The sequence below is a fragment of the Corynebacterium sp. c25Ua_47 genome, assembly GCF_039907205.1.
Lineage (GTDB): Bacteria > Actinomycetota > Actinomycetes > Mycobacteriales > Mycobacteriaceae > Corynebacterium > Corynebacterium hiratae.
Genome location: NZ_JASBOH010000018.1, coordinates 1 through 19,724, shown reverse-complemented (window position 1 = coordinate 19,724; position 19,724 = coordinate 1). Strand labels below are relative to the sequence as shown.

The 19,724-nt window shown below is 61.5% G+C and carries 22 protein-coding genes, 1 tRNA gene and 1 pseudogene; 13 read left to right on the top strand and 11 right to left on the bottom strand.

Going from position 1 to position 19,724, the window contains the following annotated elements; translation table 11 throughout:
• Positions 1-147 precede the first annotated feature (147 nt).
• From era to QKE52_RS12610, 3 genes are read left to right on the top strand one after another with little or no spacing between them, the layout of a single operon-like run.
• Positions 148-1,143 carry a GTPase Era gene (era, locus tag QKE52_RS12620; protein ID WP_347948936.1) on the top strand — a complete coding sequence of 332 codons (996 nt, stop codon included), beginning with the start codon at positions 148-150 and terminating at the stop codon, positions 1,141-1,143.
• Positions 1,144-1,161: 18 nt separating this feature from the next.
• On the top strand, positions 1,162-1,878 hold the full coding sequence (recO, locus tag QKE52_RS12615; RefSeq protein WP_347948935.1) for a DNA repair protein RecO: 717 nt from the start codon (positions 1,162-1,164) through the stop codon (positions 1,876-1,878).
• Positions 1,879-1,888: 10 nt separating this feature from the next.
• Positions 1,889-2,641 carry an isoprenyl transferase gene (locus QKE52_RS12610; RefSeq protein ID WP_046649040.1) on the top strand — a complete coding sequence of 251 codons (753 nt, stop codon included), beginning with the start codon at positions 1,889-1,891 and terminating at the stop codon, positions 2,639-2,641.
• 46 nt (positions 2,642-2,687) lie between these two features.
• Here QKE52_RS12610 and QKE52_RS12605 read toward each other — a convergent pair whose 3' ends face one another.
• The 4 genes from QKE52_RS12605 to QKE52_RS12590 all read right to left on the bottom strand — a co-directional run bounded on the left by QKE52_RS12605 (position 2,688) and on the right by QKE52_RS12590 (position 4,313).
• Positions 2,688-2,882, bottom strand: coding sequence for a helix-turn-helix transcriptional regulator (locus tag QKE52_RS12605; RefSeq protein WP_175973536.1), 195 nt, complete (start codon positions 2,880-2,882; stop codon positions 2,688-2,690).
• A 3-nt stretch (positions 2,883-2,885) separates the two neighbouring features.
• Complete coding sequence (locus QKE52_RS12600; RefSeq protein ID WP_071406982.1) at positions 2,886-3,335, bottom strand: hypothetical protein; 450 nt, start codon at positions 3,333-3,335, stop codon at positions 2,886-2,888.
• A 231-nt stretch (positions 3,336-3,566) separates the two neighbouring features.
• Positions 3,567-3,986 (bottom strand): transcriptional repressor, encoded by a 420-nt coding sequence (locus QKE52_RS12595; RefSeq protein WP_071406981.1) that lies wholly within the window; start codon positions 3,984-3,986, stop codon positions 3,567-3,569.
• A gap of 27 nt (positions 3,987-4,013) precedes the next feature.
• Positions 4,014-4,313, bottom strand: a complete 300-nt coding sequence (locus QKE52_RS12590; protein WP_070517872.1) for a metalloregulator ArsR/SmtB family transcription factor — start codon at positions 4,311-4,313, stop codon at positions 4,014-4,016.
• Between the two features lie 190 nt (positions 4,314-4,503).
• Between QKE52_RS12590 and QKE52_RS12585 the strand changes: the two genes are divergently transcribed.
• From QKE52_RS12585 to QKE52_RS12575, 3 genes are read left to right on the top strand one after another with little or no spacing between them, the layout of a single operon-like run.
• A complete protein-coding gene (locus tag QKE52_RS12585; RefSeq protein WP_070545427.1) occupies positions 4,504-5,883 on the top strand; it encodes a glycine--tRNA ligase in 1,380 nt (459 codons plus the stop codon).
• Positions 5,883-6,401, top strand: a complete 519-nt coding sequence (locus tag QKE52_RS12580; protein ID WP_158381599.1) for a hypothetical protein — start codon at positions 5,883-5,885, stop codon at positions 6,399-6,401. The genes QKE52_RS12585 and QKE52_RS12580 overlap by 1 nt, the downstream gene beginning before the upstream one ends.
• On the top strand, positions 6,401-6,823 hold the full coding sequence (locus tag QKE52_RS12575; RefSeq protein WP_347948934.1) for a hypothetical protein: 423 nt from the start codon (positions 6,401-6,403) through the stop codon (positions 6,821-6,823). Before QKE52_RS12580 ends, QKE52_RS12575 begins: the two co-directional genes overlap by 1 nt.
• A gap of 898 nt (positions 6,824-7,721) precedes the next feature.
• Here the strand turns inward: QKE52_RS12575 and QKE52_RS12570 are convergent.
• Positions 7,722-9,767 carry a TPM domain-containing protein gene (locus QKE52_RS12570; protein WP_347948933.1) on the bottom strand — a complete coding sequence of 682 codons (2,046 nt, stop codon included), beginning with the start codon at positions 9,765-9,767 and terminating at the stop codon, positions 7,722-7,724.
• A gap of 43 nt (positions 9,768-9,810) precedes the next feature.
• Between QKE52_RS12570 and QKE52_RS12565 the strand changes: the two genes are divergently transcribed.
• Positions 9,811-10,395 (top strand): YdcF family protein, encoded by a 585-nt coding sequence (locus QKE52_RS12565; RefSeq protein ID WP_347948932.1) that lies wholly within the window; start codon positions 9,811-9,813, stop codon positions 10,393-10,395.
• A gap of 11 nt (positions 10,396-10,406) precedes the next feature.
• A complete protein-coding gene (locus QKE52_RS12560; protein ID WP_102233699.1) occupies positions 10,407-11,681 on the top strand; it encodes a deoxyguanosinetriphosphate triphosphohydrolase in 1,275 nt (424 codons plus the stop codon).
• Positions 11,682-11,704: 23 nt separating this feature from the next.
• On the opposite strand, the gene QKE52_RS12555 is transcribed toward QKE52_RS12560, so the two are convergent.
• A complete protein-coding gene (locus QKE52_RS12555; RefSeq protein ID WP_046649054.1) occupies positions 11,705-11,938 on the bottom strand; it encodes a barstar family protein in 234 nt (77 codons plus the stop codon).
• Between the two features lie 3 nt (positions 11,939-11,941).
• Positions 11,942-12,478, bottom strand: coding sequence for a ribonuclease domain-containing protein (locus tag QKE52_RS12550; RefSeq protein ID WP_347948931.1), 537 nt, complete (start codon positions 12,476-12,478; stop codon positions 11,942-11,944).
• Positions 12,479-12,635: 157 nt separating this feature from the next.
• On the opposite strand from QKE52_RS12550, the gene dnaG reads away from it, so the two are divergent.
• Positions 12,636-14,564, top strand: coding sequence for a DNA primase (dnaG, locus tag QKE52_RS12545; protein WP_347948930.1), 1,929 nt, complete (start codon positions 12,636-12,638; stop codon positions 14,562-14,564).
• An 8-nt stretch (positions 14,565-14,572) separates the two neighbouring features.
• Here dnaG and QKE52_RS12540 read toward each other — a convergent pair whose 3' ends face one another.
• A complete protein-coding gene (locus QKE52_RS12540) occupies positions 14,573-14,848 on the bottom strand; it encodes a hypothetical protein (protein WP_070446667.1) in 276 nt (91 codons plus the stop codon).
• A gap of 194 nt (positions 14,849-15,042) precedes the next feature.
• On the opposite strand from QKE52_RS12540, the gene QKE52_RS12535 reads away from it, so the two are divergent.
• The 3 genes from QKE52_RS12535 (at position 15,043) to QKE52_RS12525 (ending at position 17,186) form a co-directional block, all read left to right on the top strand.
• On the top strand, positions 15,043-15,180 hold the full coding sequence (locus QKE52_RS12535) for a hypothetical protein (protein ID WP_168162656.1): 138 nt from the start codon (positions 15,043-15,045) through the stop codon (positions 15,178-15,180).
• A 96-nt stretch (positions 15,181-15,276) separates the two neighbouring features.
• A complete protein-coding gene (wecB, locus tag QKE52_RS12530; protein ID WP_347948929.1) occupies positions 15,277-16,434 on the top strand; it encodes a UDP-N-acetylglucosamine 2-epimerase (non-hydrolyzing) in 1,158 nt (385 codons plus the stop codon).
• Between the two features lie 89 nt (positions 16,435-16,523).
• Positions 16,524-17,186, top strand: a complete 663-nt coding sequence (locus tag QKE52_RS12525; protein WP_347948928.1) for a DUF1707 domain-containing protein — start codon at positions 16,524-16,526, stop codon at positions 17,184-17,186.
• 43 nt (positions 17,187-17,229) lie between these two features.
• On the opposite strand, the gene QKE52_RS12520 is transcribed toward QKE52_RS12525, so the two are convergent.
• Complete coding sequence (locus tag QKE52_RS12520; RefSeq protein ID WP_347948927.1) at positions 17,230-17,445, bottom strand: hypothetical protein; 216 nt, start codon at positions 17,443-17,445, stop codon at positions 17,230-17,232.
• 8 nt (positions 17,446-17,453) lie between these two features.
• Positions 17,454-18,164 carry a hypothetical protein gene (locus QKE52_RS12515; RefSeq protein WP_347948926.1) on the bottom strand — a complete coding sequence of 237 codons (711 nt, stop codon included), beginning with the start codon at positions 18,162-18,164 and terminating at the stop codon, positions 17,454-17,456.
• A gap of 658 nt (positions 18,165-18,822) precedes the next feature.
• On the opposite strand from QKE52_RS12515, the gene QKE52_RS12510 reads away from it, so the two are divergent.
• Positions 18,823-18,895 (top strand) — tRNA-Asn (locus tag QKE52_RS12510).
• Between the two features lie 124 nt (positions 18,896-19,019).
• Here QKE52_RS12510 and QKE52_RS12505 read toward each other — a convergent pair.
• A pseudogene (locus QKE52_RS12505) lies at positions 19,020-19,580 on the bottom strand (IS256 family transposase); the annotation flags it as partial.
• Positions 19,581-19,724: the final 144 nt, after the last annotated feature.

The window sequence follows — 19,724 nt, the reverse complement described above, 5'->3', positions numbered from 1 at the left end:
GAAGGGACCAGAGTAGAAGGACCAAACTACAAGGACCATCTGCCGGCGCATCGGCAGGAAGCTCTCGGGGCCGCACGTCGAGAGTCAGAGCAGGGCCATACAGGAAGAACGGGACTCGACAGCTCGTGCGTTATGATATGAGGCAATATGAGCACTGATTTCGATGCCGCCTTCGCCGACCTGCCAGCCGAGGGCGAAGCCAACGCCGCCGACTATTCGCAATATACCGACACGCCTGAGGGCTTCCGCTCCGGTTTCGTGTCTTTCGTCGGCCGCCCCAACACCGGCAAGTCCACCCTGACCAACGCGCTGGTGGGGCAGAAGATCGCCATCACCGCCGACCAGCCGGAAACCACCCGCCACCCCATCCGCGGCTTGGTGCACCGTGAGGATGCGCAAATCGTTCTCGTTGACACACCCGGCCTGCACCGCCCGCGCACTCTGCTCGGCGAGCGCCTCAACGAGGTTGTCAAAGACACGTATGCGGACGTCGACGTCATCGGCCTGACCATCCCCGCGGATGAGAAGATTGGCCCCGGTGACCGCTGGATCCTCGAGAACGTCCGCAAGGTCGCCCCGAAGACCCCAATCCTTGGTGTCGTCACCAAGCTGGACAAAGCCTCCAAGGACCAGGTTGGCGCCCAGCTGCTCGCCCTGCATGAGCTGCTCGCCGAAGAGAACCCCGATGCCGTGGTCATCCCAGTTTCCGCCACCGAGCGCGTGCAGCTGGATGAGCTGACCCAGGTCATCGTGGACCACCTCCCCGAAGGCCCCAAGTTCTACCCCGATGACCATGTCACCGACGAAGACCAGTCCAAGCGCATCGCAGAGCTGATCCGCGAGTCCGCGCTGTCCGGCCTGAAATACGAGCTGCCGCACTCGGTCGCCGTCGAGGTCGATGAGATCCTGCCTAGCCAGGAACGCCCCGACGTCCTCAACGTCCACGCCATCCTCTACCTGGAGCGCCCCGGCCAAAAGCGCATCATCGAGGGCAAAGACGGCCGCCGCTTCCGCCGCATCGTGGGCACCGCCCGCAAGGAAATCATCCAACTGCTCGGCCAAAACGTCTACCTTGACCTGCGCATGAAGGTTTTGAAGAACTGGCAGTCGGACCCGAAGGCGCTGGGCCGCCTGGGCTTCTAAGAGCTGGCGAGCTTCCACATGCGCGAGAATTTCCGCGACCGCGCCCTCGTCATCCGCACCTATGATTTCGGCGAGGCGGATCGCATCATCGTGCTCTTGACCCGCCACCACGGCCTCGTGCGCGGGGTGGCCAAGGGCGTTCGCCGCGCCAAATCGCGCTTCGGCTCGCGCCTGCAGCTCTTCGTTAACCTCGACGTGCAGCTTTATCCGGGCCGCAACCTCTACACCATTTCCCAGGCCGATACCGTGGACTACTTCGGCGCGCGCATCATCGAGGACTACGAGCGCTACACCGCCGCGTGTGCTGCGCTCGAATCCGCCGAGCGCCTCGCCGCTGCCGATGCCCCCGGGGATCCCTATCTTTATGAGGCCTGCGTCGATATCCTCAACCAACTCCAGCACGGCGATCCGCTCATGCTTCTCGACGCCTTCCTCCTCAAAGCCATGTCCCACGCCGGCTGGGCACCCAGCCTTTTCGATTGCGCCCAGTGCCAAAGGCCCGGCCCCCACCACGCCTTCCACCCAGCCGTCGGGGGTGCTGCCTGCCACCAATGCCGCCCACCAGGCGCCGCGGAGGTGGACCCGGAGACCCTGCACCACATGTGGCTCATCGCCCACGACCACCCCAGCCAGCCGACCAATGCCCAAGCCCAAGAGGCCCATCGCCTCACCCGCGCCCACCTGCAATGGCACCTCGAGCGCTCCGTTGGCGCGCTGGGGATCATGGAACAGTAGACTGTAACCCGTGATTACGCCTGACCCGAACCGAGTCCTTCATCCGCCCGCTATCCCGCAGGAGTTCCTGCCGCGCCACATCGCACTGGTCATGGACGGCAACGGCCGCTGGGCGGAGGAGCGCGGCATGAAGCGCACCGAAGGCCACCGGCGCGGGGAAGCCGTGCTTCTCGATGTCGTCGATGCCTGTCTTTCCCTCGGCGTTCCCTACCTGTCCGCCTACGCCTTCTCCACGGAAAACTGGCGCCGCAGCGCGGAGGAAGTCCGCTTCCTCATGGGCTTTAACCGCGACGTGCTGCGCCGCCAGCGCCACTGGCTCAACGAGAGAGGAGTGCGCGTGGTGTGGGCCGGCCGCCGCCCGCGCCTGTGGCGCTCCGTTATCAAGGAGCTCGAGGCCGCCGAGGAGCTCACCAAGGACAACACCACGATGACCCTGGTGATGTGCGTGAATTACGGTGGGCGCGCCGAGCTTGTCGACGGCATCCGGGAACTCGCCGAGCAAGTCTCCCGCGGCGAGCTGGACCCGCGCTCCATCAACGAGAAGACGGTGAGCTCGGTGATGTATGACCCCGATATGCCGGACGTGGATCTGTTCTTGCGCCCCTCCGGTGAGAAGCGCACCTCCAACTTCCTGCTCTGGCAGTCGGCTTATGCAGAGATGATTTACCAGGACAAGCTCTTCCCGGATTTCACTCCGGAGGACTTGTTTGCCGCGGTGGAGGAGTACGCGCGGCGCGACCGCCGCTTCGGCGGCGTCAAGTAGCGCCGTTGGGGAGCGAAGGAGCGCGCGGGGGGGTTGCCGCGCGCTTTTAGGCATCTGGGATGAAAATGTCCTCGATGCGGCAGGAAAAGTGACGCGCGATCTGAAAAGCGAGGGGAAGCGATGGATCGTAGCGCCCTTTTTCAATGCTGATGATGGTTTGGCGCGAGACTCCTAATTCGGTGGCAAGACCTTGCTGTGAGAGCCCGTGTTCTTCTCGTATTTCCTTGAGCCGATTATCCACGGCTTAACTCGCAGCCTTCTTGTGCGCGGCGTAGCTGATACCAAAGGTGCCAGTAACAAAAACGCCCAGGATGATAGTGAGCAGAGTGCCGGAAACGTGGAACTCCCAGAAGGAGGAGATGACGCCTAGTCCACCGATGGCAAAAAGCATGGCGTGCAGTGTGTTTTCGGAAGCCTGCGAATACCAGTGGGACTCGATGGAGTTCTCTGGGTCTGGCGTGGCCCCGTCGATAGTGGAGCGATCCACCATGAATGCCCAGCTAGCCACCGTGGTTACTGGGAGAAGGCACAAAGCGTAGACCGCAAAAGCGAGCCACGGCGCTTCTTGATGCACGAATGCAGCAATGGCAGCTCCGGCTGTCGTGGCGAGAGCTAGGCCCGCGGCTAGGGAAAGGACGATGAGTTTGGCTTGGGTGCCGCCAAATTTGGGGCGGCCAAAACGAGTGGTGCGCATGGTTCTCCTGTCAGCGATGTCTGTAAAGCGTGCTTTACTGACACTATATGTCAAGTGTCCTTTACTGTAAAGGGTGCTTTACCTGGCTTGCCTGACGGGAAAGGGGTTGTCGCTGGTAGTGGGCAAAAGAAAAATCCTCAGCCGCCGCTAGTTTAGGGCTGGCTGAGGGGACAGGTTTTCTGCGAAAGAAAGACTCCCTACACGGGAAAGGCTAGGCGCGGTAAAAAGCTTCTATGACGCAGCGGAGCAGTTGGCGCAGATGCCGAAGATTTCGGCATCGTGCCCGGTCAGCTCGAAGTCGTGCTTCTTGGCTACCGAGGAGGCCCACTCTTCAATAGGGCCGCCGTCGATTTCCTCGGTGCGGCCGCATTTCGTGCACACCAGGTGGTGGTGGTGCGCATCGCTTTCGCAGTGGCGGTAGAGAGTTTCACCGGAGGGCATGTGGAGCGCGTCGACAGCGTCGATCTCCGAGAGTGATTGGAGCGTGCGGTAGACGGTGGTGAGGCCGACTTTTTGGTTACCGTCGATAAGCGCCTGGTGAATGTCCTTGGCAGAGACGAACTTGTCGAGACTACGCAGGACCTCAACGACGGCGGTGCGCTGGCGGGTATTGCGAGCACCGAGTTTGGGAATACTGTCGTGGATGGACATGGCGCCTAGTTTATCAACACACTTCCATTAAGCGGTGGCCAGTGAGGCGTCGCGAAGCAAGGGCAGCACCTTAGGCGCCACCAGAGAATAGCGAACCTCGCGGCCGGTGCGCTCACTGTCGACGATCTGCGCGCGCTTGAGAACCCGCAGGTGCTGGCTGATAAGCGGCTGCGATTTGCCGGTCGCGGACACCAGCTCGTGGACGTAATGGTCGCGCTCGGAGAGGCGCTGAATGATATCGATGCGCAGTGGTGAATCCAAAGCGCTAATCACGGTGGCAGCCGCGGCACGATCGAAAGGGAGAGCTTCGCTCTGGGTGTTGGTCACGCCATTCACCTTCAGTCATATCTATTGATGGAGAGTTAAAAAGAGAGCTATCGGTACTATAGCCGAAGAATGCGGAAATGTGTATAAAATGCACCACACTTTTGGGGTGACGGCACGCGGCGGTGAGGGGCACGCTAGACTAGGCCGCACTGTATAAAGACTGTCCCCTACCAGAGGAGTCCCATTAGCTATGGCATCCGTCATTGATACCGTCGTCAGCCTGTGTAAGCGCCGCGGCTTGGTCTACCAGGCAGGTGAAATTTATGGCGGTTCCCGCTCTGCGTGGGATTACGGTCCGCTTGGCGTCGAGCTCAAGGAAAACATCAAGCGCCAGTGGTGGCGCCACATGGTGCAGTCCCGCGATGACGTCGTGGGTGTCGATACGTCCGTGATCCAGCCGCGCCAGGTGTGGGTGTCCTCCGGTCACGTCGAGGTCTTCACCGACCCGCTGGTGGAATCCAAGCACACCGGTAAGCGCTACCGCGCTGACCACCTCATCGAGGCCTACGAGGAAAAGCACGGCCATGAGCCTGCCAACGGCCTCGCGGATATCAACGATCCGGAGACGGGCCAGCCGGGTGACTGGACCGAGCCGAAGGCCTTCTCCGGTCTGCTCAAGACCTTCCTGGGCCCGGTCGACGATGAGCAGGGTCTGCACTACCTGCGCCCGGAGACCGCGCAGGGCATCTTCGTGAACTTCAAGAACGTGATGACCTCGGCGCGTATGAAGCCGCCGTTCGGTATCGCGAACATCGGTAAGTCCTTCCGCAACGAGATCACCCCGGGCAACTTCATCTTCCGCACCCGTGAGTTCGAGCAGATGGAGATGGAGTTCTTCGTCAAGCCGGGCGAGGATGAAGAGTGGCACCAGTACTGGATCGATGACCGCTTCAACTGGTACATCGACCTCGGTATCAAGGAAGAGAACCTGCGCCTCTACGAGCACCCGCAGGAGAAGCTGTCCCACTACTCCAAGCGCACCGTGGACGTGGAGTACGCCTACAACTTCAAGGGCTCCAAGTGGGGCGAGCTGGAAGGCGTGGCCAACCGTACGGACTACGACCTTTCCGTGCACACCAAGGGTTCGGGCGAGGACCTGTCCTACTTTGACCAGGAGTCCGGCGAGCGCTGGACCCCGTACGTCATCGAGCCGGCTGCCGGCCTGGGCCGCGCCATGATGGCCTTCCTCATCGATGCCTACGACGAAGAGGAGGCCCCGAACGCCAAGGGCGGTACCGATAAGCGCGTCGTGCTGCGCCTGGACCGCCGTCTGGCGCCGGTCAAGGTGGCCGTGCTGCCGCTGTCGAAGAAGGAGGAGCTGTCCACACCGGCCCGCGAGCTGGCCAACAAGCTGCGCGCCAACTGGAACGTGGAGTTCGATGTCTCTGGCGCCATCGGCCGCCGCTACCGCCGCCAGGACGAGATTGGTACGCCGTTCTGCGTGACCTATGACTTCGACACCCTCGAGGACAACGCGGTCACCGTGCGTGAGCGCGACTCGATGGAGCAGGAGCGCGTCAAGCTCGACGAGCTTGAGGCTTACCTGGCTGCCCGCCTGGCTGGCTGCTAATGCACTACACCAGCTGGGACCGCAGCGACCGCCAGAACCCGGTCCTCCTCGTGGGGGAGGGTCCGGCGTCGTTGGGCATGTTCCAGGAACGCTCGGCAGATGTGGAAGGCGAGCACTGGCGCTTGGGCCTCGATGACCTGGGCGCGTCGGTGACCTTGGAAGATGACCGTGTCTACCGCCTAGCGGGCAACCCCAAGCGCGATAAGCGCTTGGAGGCCTCGCTGGACGGGCGCACCTTTGCCTTCATCAACGAGGCCGGCGGTGACTGGATTGTTGAGGACCACGAGGGGCTGAAGATCGCCCAGTTCTCCTCCAAGAACTCTGGCGTGCGCAAGGCCATCCTCGAGTTCGAGGGCGAGAACAGCGATGACTCCGATGATCTCAACCACTCGGAGATTGCGGCTTTGAGCTGGTTTACCCGCGTCATTTTGGAGGCTCGGACGCAAAAGACCGCGATCCCGATCATCGCCACGCTGTTGCTCATGACCATCGTCGCCATCATTGCGGTGCTCCTCTGATGCAACGCTGGGTGTGGCGCGATGGGGCGCTGGTGGATGGCGCGGGCGAGGTCATCGCCCGCGTGAGACCGACGGGCCTGCTGCTGCCCGGGACGGGCACCACCATCGCCTTCGAGCACATCCCGGGCGCGCGCCGCTTTACCGTGCGCGGGCCCGACTTTTCGGCGAAACAAACCAGCTTTACGGTCAACAAGCTGCGCGCGATCTGCCAGGGCCGCGAGTACCTGCTTGAGCGCACGAATCCATTCCGCCGCGAGCGCCGCATTCTCGCTCTGTCTGGCCCCGCTGCCGAGGTCGCCCGCACCACCCCGCGCGGCCGCGACCTCGAAGTTGCGGTGGGCGAACTACCCCTCACGGACGCCGCCTTCACCAGCTACTGTTGCCTGCTTCTCGACGGCTCCGTCCGCCCCTTCCGCACTTAACCCCACTTCGCCTTCTTGCTGCCTGCCTGACCGGCCCTACTTTCCGCTCTCCCACAGACGGTCCTTCTAGTTTGGTCCCTCTACTCTGGTCCTTTATGAGTGCAAAGGGACCATGTGGCGCAGCTTTTCGCCTGATAGATGGTCCCTTTACTGGGCAAAGGGACCAGAATAAAGGCACCAAACTAAAAGGACCTTCCGCGATATAACCTCCACCGACATGCGAGTAGTGGAGTTTGTCTTCGAAGAGGAGCTCTCTGAGTGTGCTTGCTCGGGCTGGTACGCCGGTAGAGGGTTCGAGTCAGATGGTTGCAGTCATAAGGTTTGCTTGCCCCCAAACGAACCATCTAGCGCATTGCAGAAGGTTTACTTGCCCCCAAGTAAGCCGCTTGACTGCAACCATCTGAGGCGAACCGTTTGACTAGAACCATGTGCATGACCGGTTGACCCAACCATGTACGTGCACCAATCCCGTATCCGTGGATCTACTTGGCCGACAACCGAGTCGGTATCCAACCGCCCGATGTGTGCAAGGGCATCCGGCAGAAGGCATCTCGCAAACGGCAACCGACAGTCCGGCAGAAGGCATCTGGCAAATGGCGTCTGTCAAAAGGCGCTTTTGGGGCTGAAAACGCCATGTAGAGGGTGCAAAAGGCGTTTTTAGCTGTGAAAACGCCTTCTAGAAGATGCCTTTTGCCAGATGCCTTTTGCAAGGCGCCTTGTGCGAGATGCCATGTGGCACCGCCCTGGTTATGAGATGCCGGGTGTGGGCCGCGGGTCTCGAGGGCTCGCGCGGGGAAGTGGGTGAAGCCGGCTGGGAGGAGCTGGTGCGGGGAGAGAGGATGGAGAAGTGGGTGAAGACGGCTGGGAGGGGCTAGCGCGGGGAAGGGGGAGAGGACTGCTAGAAGGAGCCGCCGCGGAAGCCGCCTCCACCGCCGCCGCCCGAGAAGCCACCGCCACCAAAGCCGCCTCCTCCGGAGAAGCCACCGCCGAAGCCGCCACCGTGGCCGCGGGAGCTGCCGCCGCCGAGGATTTGGCCAATAACCATGCCGGTGAGGATGTTGCCTGCGGCATCGGTGGCCTGGCGGCGCTGTTCCTGGCGGCGGTAGGCCTCCAGGTCTTCCTTCGCGCGGTTGAGCGAGGTCTGTGCGGCAGACGCGGCATCGCGGGAGTAGTTGAGCGCCGCGCGCAAGTCCTTCGAGGCGGAGTTCTGGGCTTGGGCGAAGAGGCGGGTGGCATCGGCAAGAGCCACACGCGCATCGGGGCCCACCACGCGACCACGCGAGGAGAGCAAGTCCTCAGCTGCCTGGATGGCGGACTCGGCCGCGGCAATCTGCTGGCGGTACAGCGCAATCTGGCGCTCGCGGGTGGCGTTGGTTTCGCGGACTGTATCCAGCTGCTGGTCAAGCTCGCCATCGATAGCCGTCAGCGCCGTGTACTGACCCAGCGGATCGCCCTGACCGTGTTCGCGGGCTGCGCGCAGAGCCTCCCGGGCGCGGGCTAGCAACTCCTCCAAGGCGACCCAATCAGCAGTCGAGCCCTGGGCCTTGCCGCGCTGTTCGAGGTGCTGGGCTTCGGCGACTTCCTCCTCGACCTCATCGATGAGCGCAGGCAGGTTATCGCGAGCCGCGGTGATCGAGTTCTCCGCATTCTCCACGCCATTCAGCAGGCGGTCGGAGACCTCCAGTGCGTGCTCGGCATCGCGGATATAGCCCACCAAAGGGCCCTGTTGGCCAGCGGGCTGGGACTGCAGAGAACGGCCGCGCTCCAACAGCTTCTCTGCCTCATTGAGCGAGACCTCCGCCATCTCCGGGTTATCCGCAATGGAGGACAACACCTCCTCGGAATAGGAGCCCCGGAGAGTGGACAAGGTCGCGCGCGCCTGCGGCAAGCGCCCGCGCAGGTCAACCACCCGGCGGGTGAGCTCATCCAGCTTGGAGCTGGCGTTAATGAGCAAGTCACGCATCTTGGCAAAGTCCGCCGCCTGCTCATCCAAGGCATCGTCGGCCTGCCCGCAGGAGGAGATAATCTCCACCAGCATCTGGCGGCGCTCCGCCGTGGTTTCCGGCAGGTTATCTTGCAGCTTTTGCTGCAGCTGGAACGCCTTCTGCAGGGTCAGCGTGGAATGGTTCATCGCGCGCGTGAACGGGCGAGTGCGCTCGGGGCCGAACTCGGCCACCGCGATATCCAGCTCCTCCTTACCGCGGCGAATCGATTCATCGGTGGAGACCAGCTCCTCCTGGGCCAGCTTCTCCAAGGTCGCCATATCCAGGCGGTCGAGCTGCGCGGTATTGCTCGGCTCAATCTGGCGCGCGGACTCCAGAGTGGCCGCCGAGTCCTTCTTGGTTTTGCGTCGGCTCGCCACCGCGATGCCACCGCCGGCAAGAGCCAGGGCACCCGCGCCGCCAGCTAGCCACAAACCACCCGACCCATCGGAGTCAGCAGAAGAACCACCCGTGCCAGAAGAGGAAGAAGAACCAGAAGCGGCAGCGTCGACAAGCGCGAGTGCGGAAGCACCGAACTGGCGGCCGTCGGCAAGCTTGGCGTAGGCCGCCTCATACATCACATCCAGGCGCCCGCGCGGCCAGTCATTGCCCGTCTGCACGCCCACGGTGGAATCATCCACACCCACCACATAGGCCGCAGAATTCGGGCCCTTGGACTGCACAATCTCACCCGCATAGCTCTCCGCACCCTCCGGCAGCGAAGAAGCAAAGACCACGAAAATCACCACGTGGTTCTCCTGCTGCAGCGCGGCAATCTTGTCCTCCAACTCGGACTTCTCCGAGTCCGAGAGAACCCCCGCCTCATCCGTCACCTTATCCGTGAGCGAGGCCGCCTCCGGCGCGGCAACAACGAAGTCCGCAGCCAAGGCCGGGCTAGCAGTGGCCAACCCCAGCACGAGGGCGGCGAGGGCGGCGCGTCCAATACGAGCAGCAGTAGTCATGCGCACCACGATACCTGCCACCCAACGCTAAAGTGGACAGGCAGTGAAGTACGTTATTGTCCTCGGCGCCGCGCAATACGACGGGCGCCCCTCCCGCATCCTTCGCGGCCGTGTGCGCTTCGCCGCCGAGTACGCCACCGCGCACAACCTGCCCATCATCACGGTGGGCGGGAACTTGCCCGGCGATAGGTTCACCGAGGCCGGCGTAGCCAAGCGCATGCTTGACGACGACCCCCTTAGAGTCACCGCCCTCGAAGAAGGCCTCGACACCCGCAGCGAACTGGCCGCCGCGCGGGAAAAGCTTGGTGTGAGCGAGGCCGTCATCGTCACCGACCCGCTGCACCGCCTGCGCACTTTCCTCATCGCCCGCCAGGAAGACATCCGCGCCACCGTGCTGGGCACGCCCTATTATCCTTCCCCGCGTTTTTCCATCCCCTGGTGGCGCTACCTGGCTCACGAGCTGGGTGGTTTGGCCTACCTGGGCCTGCGCACCCTGCTGGGGGAGGAGCGCACCGAGGGCGTGCGTGCGGCCTTCTACCGCATCGAGCGCCTCATCCGCCCCAACCAGGCCCTGCGCCACCGTGTTATTGGCGCGAGGCAGACCCAGGAAGACCAGGACTCCGCCTAAGCTTAAAACCCGTGAGCTATACCTATTGCGCAGAAGACGTCGCCCGCCTCGCCTCCGAGTCGCCGAAAGGCTCGGCCCTGCTAAAAACCGAGGAACACCGCGGCGCCTTCTCCAGGGACCGCGCCCGCGTCCTGCACTCCGCGGCGCTGCGCCGCCTAGCGGATAAGACCCAAGTGGTGGGCCCGCGCGATGGCGATACCCCGCGCACGCGGCTGACACACTCCCTGGAGGTCAGTCAGATTGCCCGCAGCATCGGTGCAGGCTTGGGCCTGGACCCGGACTTGTGCGATATGGCGGGCCTGACGCATGACATTGGCCACCCGCCCTACGGCCACAACGGCGAGAATGCCCTCAACGAGGTTGCGCTCGGTGGCTTCGAGGGCAATGCCCAGACCTTGCGCATCCTGACCAAACTGGAGCCCAAGGTGGTGCTGGATACCCCGGCGGGCCCGCGCAGCTATGGCCTCAACCTCACCCGCGCCTCACTCGATGCCGCCTGCAAATACCCCTGGACCAAGACCAACCCGGATGGCACGACCAACCGCAAATACGGCGCCTACGACGAAGACACAGACGTCCTGGAGTGGCTGCGCCAGGGGCATAGCGATAAGCGCAAGTCGATGGAGGCCCAGGTCATGGACTGGTCGGATGACATCGCCTATTCCGTCCACGACGTCGAAGACGGCATCATCTCCCGCCGCATCTCTTTGGGTGTGCTCTGGGATCTGGTGGAGCTGGCCAACCTCGCGGACAAGGGCGCAAAAGCCTTCGGCGGTACCGCCGACGAGCTCCTCGAGGCAGCCGACCGCCTGCGCCAGCTGGATGTCATCAACGCCATCGGTAACTTCGACTACTCCCTGCGCTCTTATGCCAACTTAAAGAAGATGACCTCGGAGCTTGTCGGCCGCTACGTCGGCGCCACCGTCTCCGCCACGCTGGCGGCCAACGACGGCCCCCTCGGCCGCATGCACGGCGACCTCGCCGTCCCACCCGGCGCAGTGGCGGAGGTAACGCTGCTGAAAACCATCGCCGTGCTCTACGTCATGGATGAGCCCGCCCATCTGGCCCGCCAAGACCGCCAGCGCGAGCGCATCTACCGCGTCTACGACTACCTGGTGGCCGGCGCGCCGGGCTCGCTGGATGCCACCTTCGCCCTGTGGTGGAAGCAAGCCGACACCGATCTGGAGCGTGACCGCGCCATCATCGACCAGATTGCCTCCATGACAGAATCCCGCCTGGAGCGCCTGGCGCAGCGCAGCGCCGACCTTTTTGGTTTCCTTAGCTAGAACGGAGAGCTAGCGCCTGAGAGTTAGCGCACGAGCGCGACACCCTGGTCCTTCAGCACCATGCTGATCGGGGCCAGGTCTTCTTCCACCATGTCGAAATCCGCAGCGATGATCGCCACGATGTGCTGCTCGCGGAGGAAGTCCGCCAGGGCATCAAGGTTGCGCGGGGCACCGGACTGGCAGCCGCGCAGGCGGCCGAGCGCACCATAAAAGTCCTCGCGCGTGCGGATAGGTTCAGTAATCAGGATGCGCTGCATGTCTTAGTCCTCCGCGTCCGGGATGCTGCAGAAGCTGTCGTAGTGATCATCGGTGTAGTACCAGACATCCGGGTCGGTCTCGCTCCCGCCACCGGTGACAATCCGCTTGGCCCCGCGGTGCCCAATCCCCGGCGTTTCCACCGTGTATTCACGGTAGTACTTCCTGTCCTGCTGCGGCAGCACGCCCTCATAGTTGCCAAACCGCACGTTGTCATTATCCGGGTAGTCATAGGGGCCGCCGGCCAGAATATCCTCGGCCGTCTCGTGCGCCTCCTGGGGCAAGGAATCCATCGAACAGGTGGGCAGGTCTGAGCCGCCCTGCTTGGCGACGTCCCCCTCATCCCCACCAGACGCATCAGCGGCAGAGGATGCGCCCGATGCAGCGGACGCATCAGGCGTATCCGATGAGGACGCTGCCTTCTGGTCCGCGCCATCGCTGGAGCCACCGAGGTCGATGCCGAAGTAACCCGCTACGAGGACGAGAACCGCGCCACCGATGAGAGCCGGCAGCGATTTTTTGGAGGGGGAGGATTGGGCCATGGCCCCCATCATTGCAGGTGCGGGGGCCGAAATAGAAATCAAGAACCTGTACTATTCCGATTCCCACATATGGGTTCTTCCAGGATGTGGGACTCGCGGCTCTTGCCCACCCAGCCGTGGGTACCTGTACCTTGCGTGGGCGGGGTAGTCTGTACGCATGGCACGAGGCAGAATTCCGGACAGCGATATCCAAGCTATCCGCGAACGCGCGCCTATTGATGAGATCGTGGGCGAATACGTCCAGCTCAAGCCCGCTGGCTATGACTCTTTGAAGGGCCTGAGCCCCTTCAAGGATGAGAAGACCCCATCCTTCCACGTGCGCCCGCAGCGCGGCTACTATCACTGCTTCTCCACCGGCAAGGGCGGGGATGTCTTCAGCTTCCTCATGGAGATGGAGCAGGTCTCCTTCCCGGAGGCGGTCGAAGCTGTGGCCCAAAAGATTGGCTACCACATCAACTACCAGGGTGGCTCCACCGGTGCGCGCGACGAGAAGCCCGGCACGCGCCGCCGGCTCATCGCCGCCAACAAGGCCGCGCACGAGTTCTACCGCCAGCAGCTGGAAACCCCGCAGGCCGCCGCCGGGCGCGAGTTCCTCCTCGACCGCGGATTTTCCAAGGAGATCATCTACGAATTTGAGTGCGGTTATGCCCCGGAGGGCTGGGATACCGCCACCAAGCACCTGCTGCGCATGGGTTTTTCCTTTGAGGAGCTGGAGGCCGCCGGCATTTCCAAGATGGGCAAGCGCGGTCCCATCGACCGCTTCCACCGGCGCCTGCTGTGGCCCATCAAGGACCTGTCCGGCAACGTCATCGGCTTTGGCGCACGCAAGCTTTACGACGATGACAAGCTGGGCAAGTACATGAACACGCCCGAGACCATGCTCTATCACAAGTCCAAGGTGCTCTTCGGCCTGGATTTGGCCAAGCGCAACATCGCGGAGCAACACCAAGCCGTGGTGGTGGAAGGCTACACGGATGTCATGGCCATGTACGCCGCGGGTGTCAAGACCGCCGTGGCCTCCTGTGGCACCGCCTTCGGCCCGGACCACCTGCAGGTGCTGCGCCGCCTCATGCTGGATGATTCCTACTTCCACGGCGAGCTCATCTACACCTTCGACGGTGACGAGGCCGGTCAGAAGGCCGCCATGCGCGCCTTCGAGGGCGAGCAGAAATTCACCGGCCAGTCCTTCGTTTCCGTGGCCCCCGACGGCATGGATCCCTGCGATCTGCGCCTTGCGCGCGGCGATGCCGCCGTGCGCGACTTGGTGGCGGACCGCATCCCCATGTTCGAGTTCGTCATCCGCTCCGTCATCTCGGAGTTCAGCATCGACTCGGCCGAAGGCCGCCTCCAGGCCCTGCGCCGCGCCGTGCCCGTCGTTGCCCAAATCCGGGATCAACCCCTGCAGCGCGAATACGCCCGCCGCTTGGCCGGCTGGGTGGGCTGGCCCGACCCGGAGGAAGTACTCCACCAAGTACGCCAAGAAGCCCGCAAGCCGAAGAAGGAACAGCGTCCGCGCTTTGCTTCCCTGGAGCAGACCTCCACTGTGTCCGCGCAGACCAACGCCCCCGTCATGCACATCCCCGGCCCCCGCGAACCGCACCTGTGGCCGCAGCGCGAAGCCCTCAAGCTGGCCCTGCAGTACCCGCAGATCGCCGGCAGCTACTTCGACGGTATTACGGAGGACGCCTACTCCAACGAGGCCTACCGCACCATCCGCCGCGCCATCTCCACCCTCGGTGGTGTCACCGCCGGGGCCGAGCAGCCCGGCGTGGAATGGCTGGCCGCCGTGGCCGGCGAAATGCCGGATCTCATGGCCCGCAACTTCGTTTCTGAGCTGGCCGTGGAACCCATCAAGCTGGGGGAGACCGGCAACCCCGACACCGACCTTGAGGCCTACGCCGATTCCGTGCTCTCCCGCTTGCAAGAAGCCCGCGTGGGCGACCAAGTAGCACAACTCAAGGCCCAACTAGGCCGCATGCGCCCCTCCGACGACGAAGAGTCCTATAACTCACTCTTCGCCGACCTCGTCGCACTCGAGCAAGCCCGCCGCGAGCTCAACGACCGTGCCTTCCGCGGCGTGCGCTAACCAGCGCGTTAATCCTCGTCCGGCTCGTAGATCCGATCCGGTTGCACTCCATCCGCGGCGCCGCGCTTGCCGCGGCGCCCCTTGTTGTAGTCCTTGAGCTCGCGCATACGTGGCTCCGGATCCAAGCGGTTGGCCACGGCCTTGCGTGCTGAACGCACCGCGGCCTTGGTGGCGGGGGAGTTCACAGCCTTTTCATAAGCGCCCTTAATTTGGTGGTAGCGCTTGCGCCCAGCCTTGGTTCCAAAGACGTATCCGGCGGCAGCACCCACAACAAATTGGATCATTGGAAACTAGTCATCCCCTTACTTCAAGCCGGCGCAGCGGCCAGCGTTTGCGTACAACGTACGGGCAACGTGCAATTCTTACGATCAGCCTACCTGCCCAAGCCCACCGGCGTGGGTGGCAGTGCAGCCGTGGGGCGAATAGATATTGTGCGAACTCTTCCCAAAGACCATTCGCTTCGGTTAACTTAAGTTCTGTGGAGAGTTCGAAGCGTACGCACGCGGTCTCGGCAGCCGTGGCGATGTCAGCGCTATTAACAGCCAGCGTGACGGCAGCTGAGCCGCGCGTGGCTGCTTTCGAAGAGCCACGAGAAGTCACCGTGAGTGAGGACTAGCGTTCTACTCTTCGCAATCACCGGACCATGTGCACGTGGCACGAGCACTGTAGACTCTTGTGGAGATTCTCTCCCGGTAATAAATGAAGGAAATTTATGTCTAAGCCGAAGATTATGACCGTGTACGGCACCCGCCCCGAGGCGATCAAGGTAGCCCCAGTCATTAAGGCATTGGAGAAGGACGAGCGCTTCGAATCGGTTGCTGTCTCCACTGGCCAGCACAAGGAAATGCTGGAGCAGGTTAACACCATGTTTGGGATTGAGCCGAAGCTGGACCTGCACCTGATGAAGCCGGGCCAGGGCCTCAACGAGATTGTCTCCCGCGCGCTCATGGGGCTAGACGAGATCATCGATGCCGAACAGCCTGACGTCATCATCTCCCAGGGCGATACTTCTACGGCCATGACCGCCGCGCTTGCTGGTTTCCACCGCGGTGTGAAAATCGTGCACCTGGAAGCAGGCCTGCGCACCGGCGATATTCACTCGCCCTTCCCGGAAGAGGCCAACCGTAAGCTGATCGGCCAGGTTGCGGAGCTGCACCTTGCTCCCACGGCAGGCTCGATGGAGAACCTGCGCCGCGAAAATGTTCGTTCCAAGGACATCGCGGTCACCGGCAATACCGTCATCGATGCGCTACTTGAGGCTGCAAGCTGGGATACCGAGTTTGAAGACCCCGCAGTGCAGGAAGCAGCTCAGTCAGCTAAGCGCCTCGTGGTGGTCACCACCCATCGCCGCGAAAACCTTGAAGCCATGAAGGAAATCGGTGGGGCGGTCAAGGATCTGGCGGAGGCCTACCCAGACATTAACTTTGTTCTTCCCCTGCACCTCAACCCCAAGGTCCGTGAGGCCGTGCTTCCGGAGGTTGAATCCCTGCCAAACGTCATCATCACGGATCCGCTGCCCTATGACCAGTTCACCAAGCTTCTGGATCGTGCAACCATTATCCTCACCGACTCGGGAGGAGTTCAGGAGGAAGCCCCGGCTCTGGGCAAGCCGGTCTTGGTCATGCGTCAGAACACCGAGCGCCCGGAAGCCGTTGTGGCCGGCACCGTGAAGCTTGTGGGCACCAACCGTAGCCTCATCGTGGCGGAGGCTAAGCTGCTCCTTGATGATGCTGCTGCATACGAGGCCATGGCCAACGCTGTCAACCCCTACGGCGATGGCAAGGCCGCTGAGCGCGCTGTGGCAGCTATCGCTGAGCTCCTTGGAGTAGGGGAGCGCCTGCCCGATTTCGCTCCCGAGATCGAGTCCTAACAAGAACCCAGGAACGAACGAATAAGCGCGGCGAAGTCTTCAGAACTTTACGCCGCGCTAAAAAGCGTGCTTCCACGTAAAATCAAGTCATGGAATCACGAGACATCAAATGCACGAACTCTGAGCGCACCACCGCTTCACAGGTGTTGGCGGATGCGATGTCGGTAGGCCAGCTCAGCGTCACCGAATTCGAGGAGCGCTCTAGCCGCTGCGCCGATGCCACGACACGCGGCGAGTTGGTTGACCTTGTTTCCGACCTTATTGAAGCCCCAGAACAAGTCCTGTTCGGCAGCCACCAGGTAGCGCGTCAACGGTCGAAGGAGGTCAAGGCCGCCAACCAAGGAACCTCCACCGCCGTTGACCAGGCTTTAGCCCAAATAGAACCCTCTGCGCAGGGTTCGCAGGGGCTCTCCCTCGGCATCTTCGGCGGCAGCACTGTGCGCGGCATTCCCATCGCCGCTCATCACACCACGATGGGCATCTTCGGCGGCACCGATGTAGACCTTCGCGGTGCCTCCCTCAAAGAACGCGTCACGACAATCCAAGCGGTCGGGGTATTCGGCGGCGTCGATGTTTGGGTCCCGGAAGGATTCCGCGTTCGTGTCAACGGCGTCGGCCTCTTTGGCGGCCATGACATCAAGGTCGAACGTGGCGCCATCGACCCCGCAGAACTGCCTGCCAGCGCCCCTGAAGTAGTGGTGAACTGCTTCAGCCTATTTGGTGGGGTAGATGTGCACGTGGTGAAGCGGTAGGAGTTAGCTTAAAGCTGATGGTTCCTATTCCCAGAAGGGGCTTTTACTTGCGTATCTTCTTATTTAGCTGATCCAAGCGCGCGATGACCTTGTTGGCACGGTCCTCCCCGAGAACGCTGCGAACATTAGCCACGATGTTCGTCCGGTTCTGATAAACACTGTCTATGGCTTGGTCAACTAGGCCACGCACGCCTTGGCTTCGTGCTGATTCCCAGTCCTCGGTGCTAACGAAACGCGCCTTCCCGCCTTGCTGTTGCATGACAATTTTTAAGACCCGAACCCTCTCAGCCCGCTCATTTGCGCCAGAATACGGAAGCCGCGAGGGATGTAGCCATGCTCCAGATGAAGACTCACCAGGGTCCGAAAGATTCCGCTCTTAGTAGGAACATACATGAAATGCCCGATACTCGGGTTAGTCGAGGCAGCAAACCCCTCGACTACTTTGTATGAGGGGACGCGCCGACCACGGGAATCCTCAATCCATAGGCTCACGAGGAGCTCGTTGTCGAGTTCATCCTTTGATTCCCCAAGGATGATGAAGCTGACGTCTCCACTAGCTGGCTGAAGAAGGTAGTGCTGACCATTTCCAACGGTGTCATCAATGCTCAATGGCGTGCTCATGATTTGCATTTGCTTCGTCACTGTCGGAAAAGCTGCTTCTAAAGCAGCCACGTCTGTAGAAGGAGAGAGCGCCGCCATATTCTCCATGAGGCGCGCCATGACCACGCTTGGCTCGTGGCGCATGTCATTGTCCTGCCCCGCGTGGATAGCGCGTAAGTACCCTACCTGGGAGGCGTCCAGAATCACCGGTGCATAGCGGCCTGATTTATCGTGTGGCCCGCTTTGGGGTTCCACAACGGTGCCATCTTCCTTCACCGAGCAGATAGACATTAAGCCCATCGAGTTCATCGGTGTGTGGGCATCACGCAGGTGGAAGAACTGACCGTCCGCGTAGACTGCCTCAATGCCGAGTGGCATGCTGACCAGCATGCCTTCAAACTCCGGGGTGATATATGGGGCAGTGGTTCGGAAAAGTGCGCGGACAGAACGTCATCATCATCGAGGCGGTAGCGGCCGAACGTGCCTTTAAACCCAGTTTTTGAGCGTAGCGGCGCACCGCTGTTCACCCACTATCACCATCTGGAAGCTCATCGAAGTGCAATACGCCGAAGCTGTCAGCCGCCTTCTGCAGCTGCTCCTTGAATTTCTGTGGCAAGATTCAGAGAAGGAGAAAACATGTTTCACGTCGAAGCCTTCGGCGGCCTTCGCAAGTGTTGGCACGGTGAGGTTGAGGAAAATGTCAGTGCGCAGCGACAGGCTGCACCGTCGTAGAGGTAGTCGCGGTATTCATCTTCCGAGAATCCAGTCTGTTCGTTGCTCGCGCGCCACGACGCCGCATCCGGGACGAAGAGACTAAAGCGAGTGTGCCCAACGAACATGAAGAAACCTCTACCCCTTGCCTACGAGTGTTAACTGATGACAGTCTACCTTTGCTTGAAAACAGGAAGGAAAAGTGCCGAGCTAAGCGCATTTAATATGTGCTCTGTGCAGGCGATTTGTGTTCTTTGGAGAAGACCTTATATAGTTACATCTCGTTGCACAGAGCAAGGTCACTTGCTTGGCAGCATACGCATAATCCTCCATAGCTCAGTTGGCAGAGCATTCGACTGTTAATCGAAGGGTCACTGGTTCGAGCCCAGTTGGAGGAGCAAATAAGCCGCCTGATAGCAGGCGGCTTTTGCGTTTCTGTGTCCCTTAAGCCGGCTTAAGAGGCTTAAGAGACATTTCGTGTGGATTTGCGGCGTGTCGCGCTAAGGGACATTTCGTGTGGATTTAGGAGCGTCCGGCCCAGCCTTTTCTTATGCCTAAGCTGGGGTTCCATTCGTTGTCGATGCCGGTGTCGAATGTGACGGGTCGCCCGTCTGGGTGGCCGCGTCGTTTAAGTTCTTCTTTTGCCCAGGCTGCGCGTGCTGCTTTTTCTCCTTGGCGTCCGAAGTCTTGTTGCTTGGCTAACTCCAGCGGCGCTACCGGGTCTTCGGTGTGGGTGTAGAGCCACCAGTCCATGGTGATGCGCTGATGTTCATCGAACATGCCACGATGGTTTCCGGCTAAGTCTTTGAGCTGTTTGTTGATGCCGCCTTCTAATAGGTTTGTGGTGGCTTTTAAGTCCTGTGTGACACCTTCAGGCGGGTCAAGGAAGGTAAATAATTGTCCGGCGTGGATGAGTTTTTCCAAACGTTTTAGAGCCCTGCGGGCGTTGCGGTGGGTGTACCACCATTTCTGGTTAGCGCTGACCCATTTCGGTACTTGGCCTGCCGGTATAGCACTGCGGTAGGTGCGCTGTTTAAGCCAATCAGCAAAGATGATGCGGGTGTGGTGGACTGCAGCAGTAAAGGTTAAGCCCGTGTAGTGGTGTAGCCGTTTGTGCTTTCGGCTCGATATTAAGTCCGGAGTTTGGCTAAGCGGTTTGGGGTTGCCCGCAAATTGTGGACACGTAGTGGAGCTACCTAGGGGTTAGGCAGCTATTTCTTTTCTGCT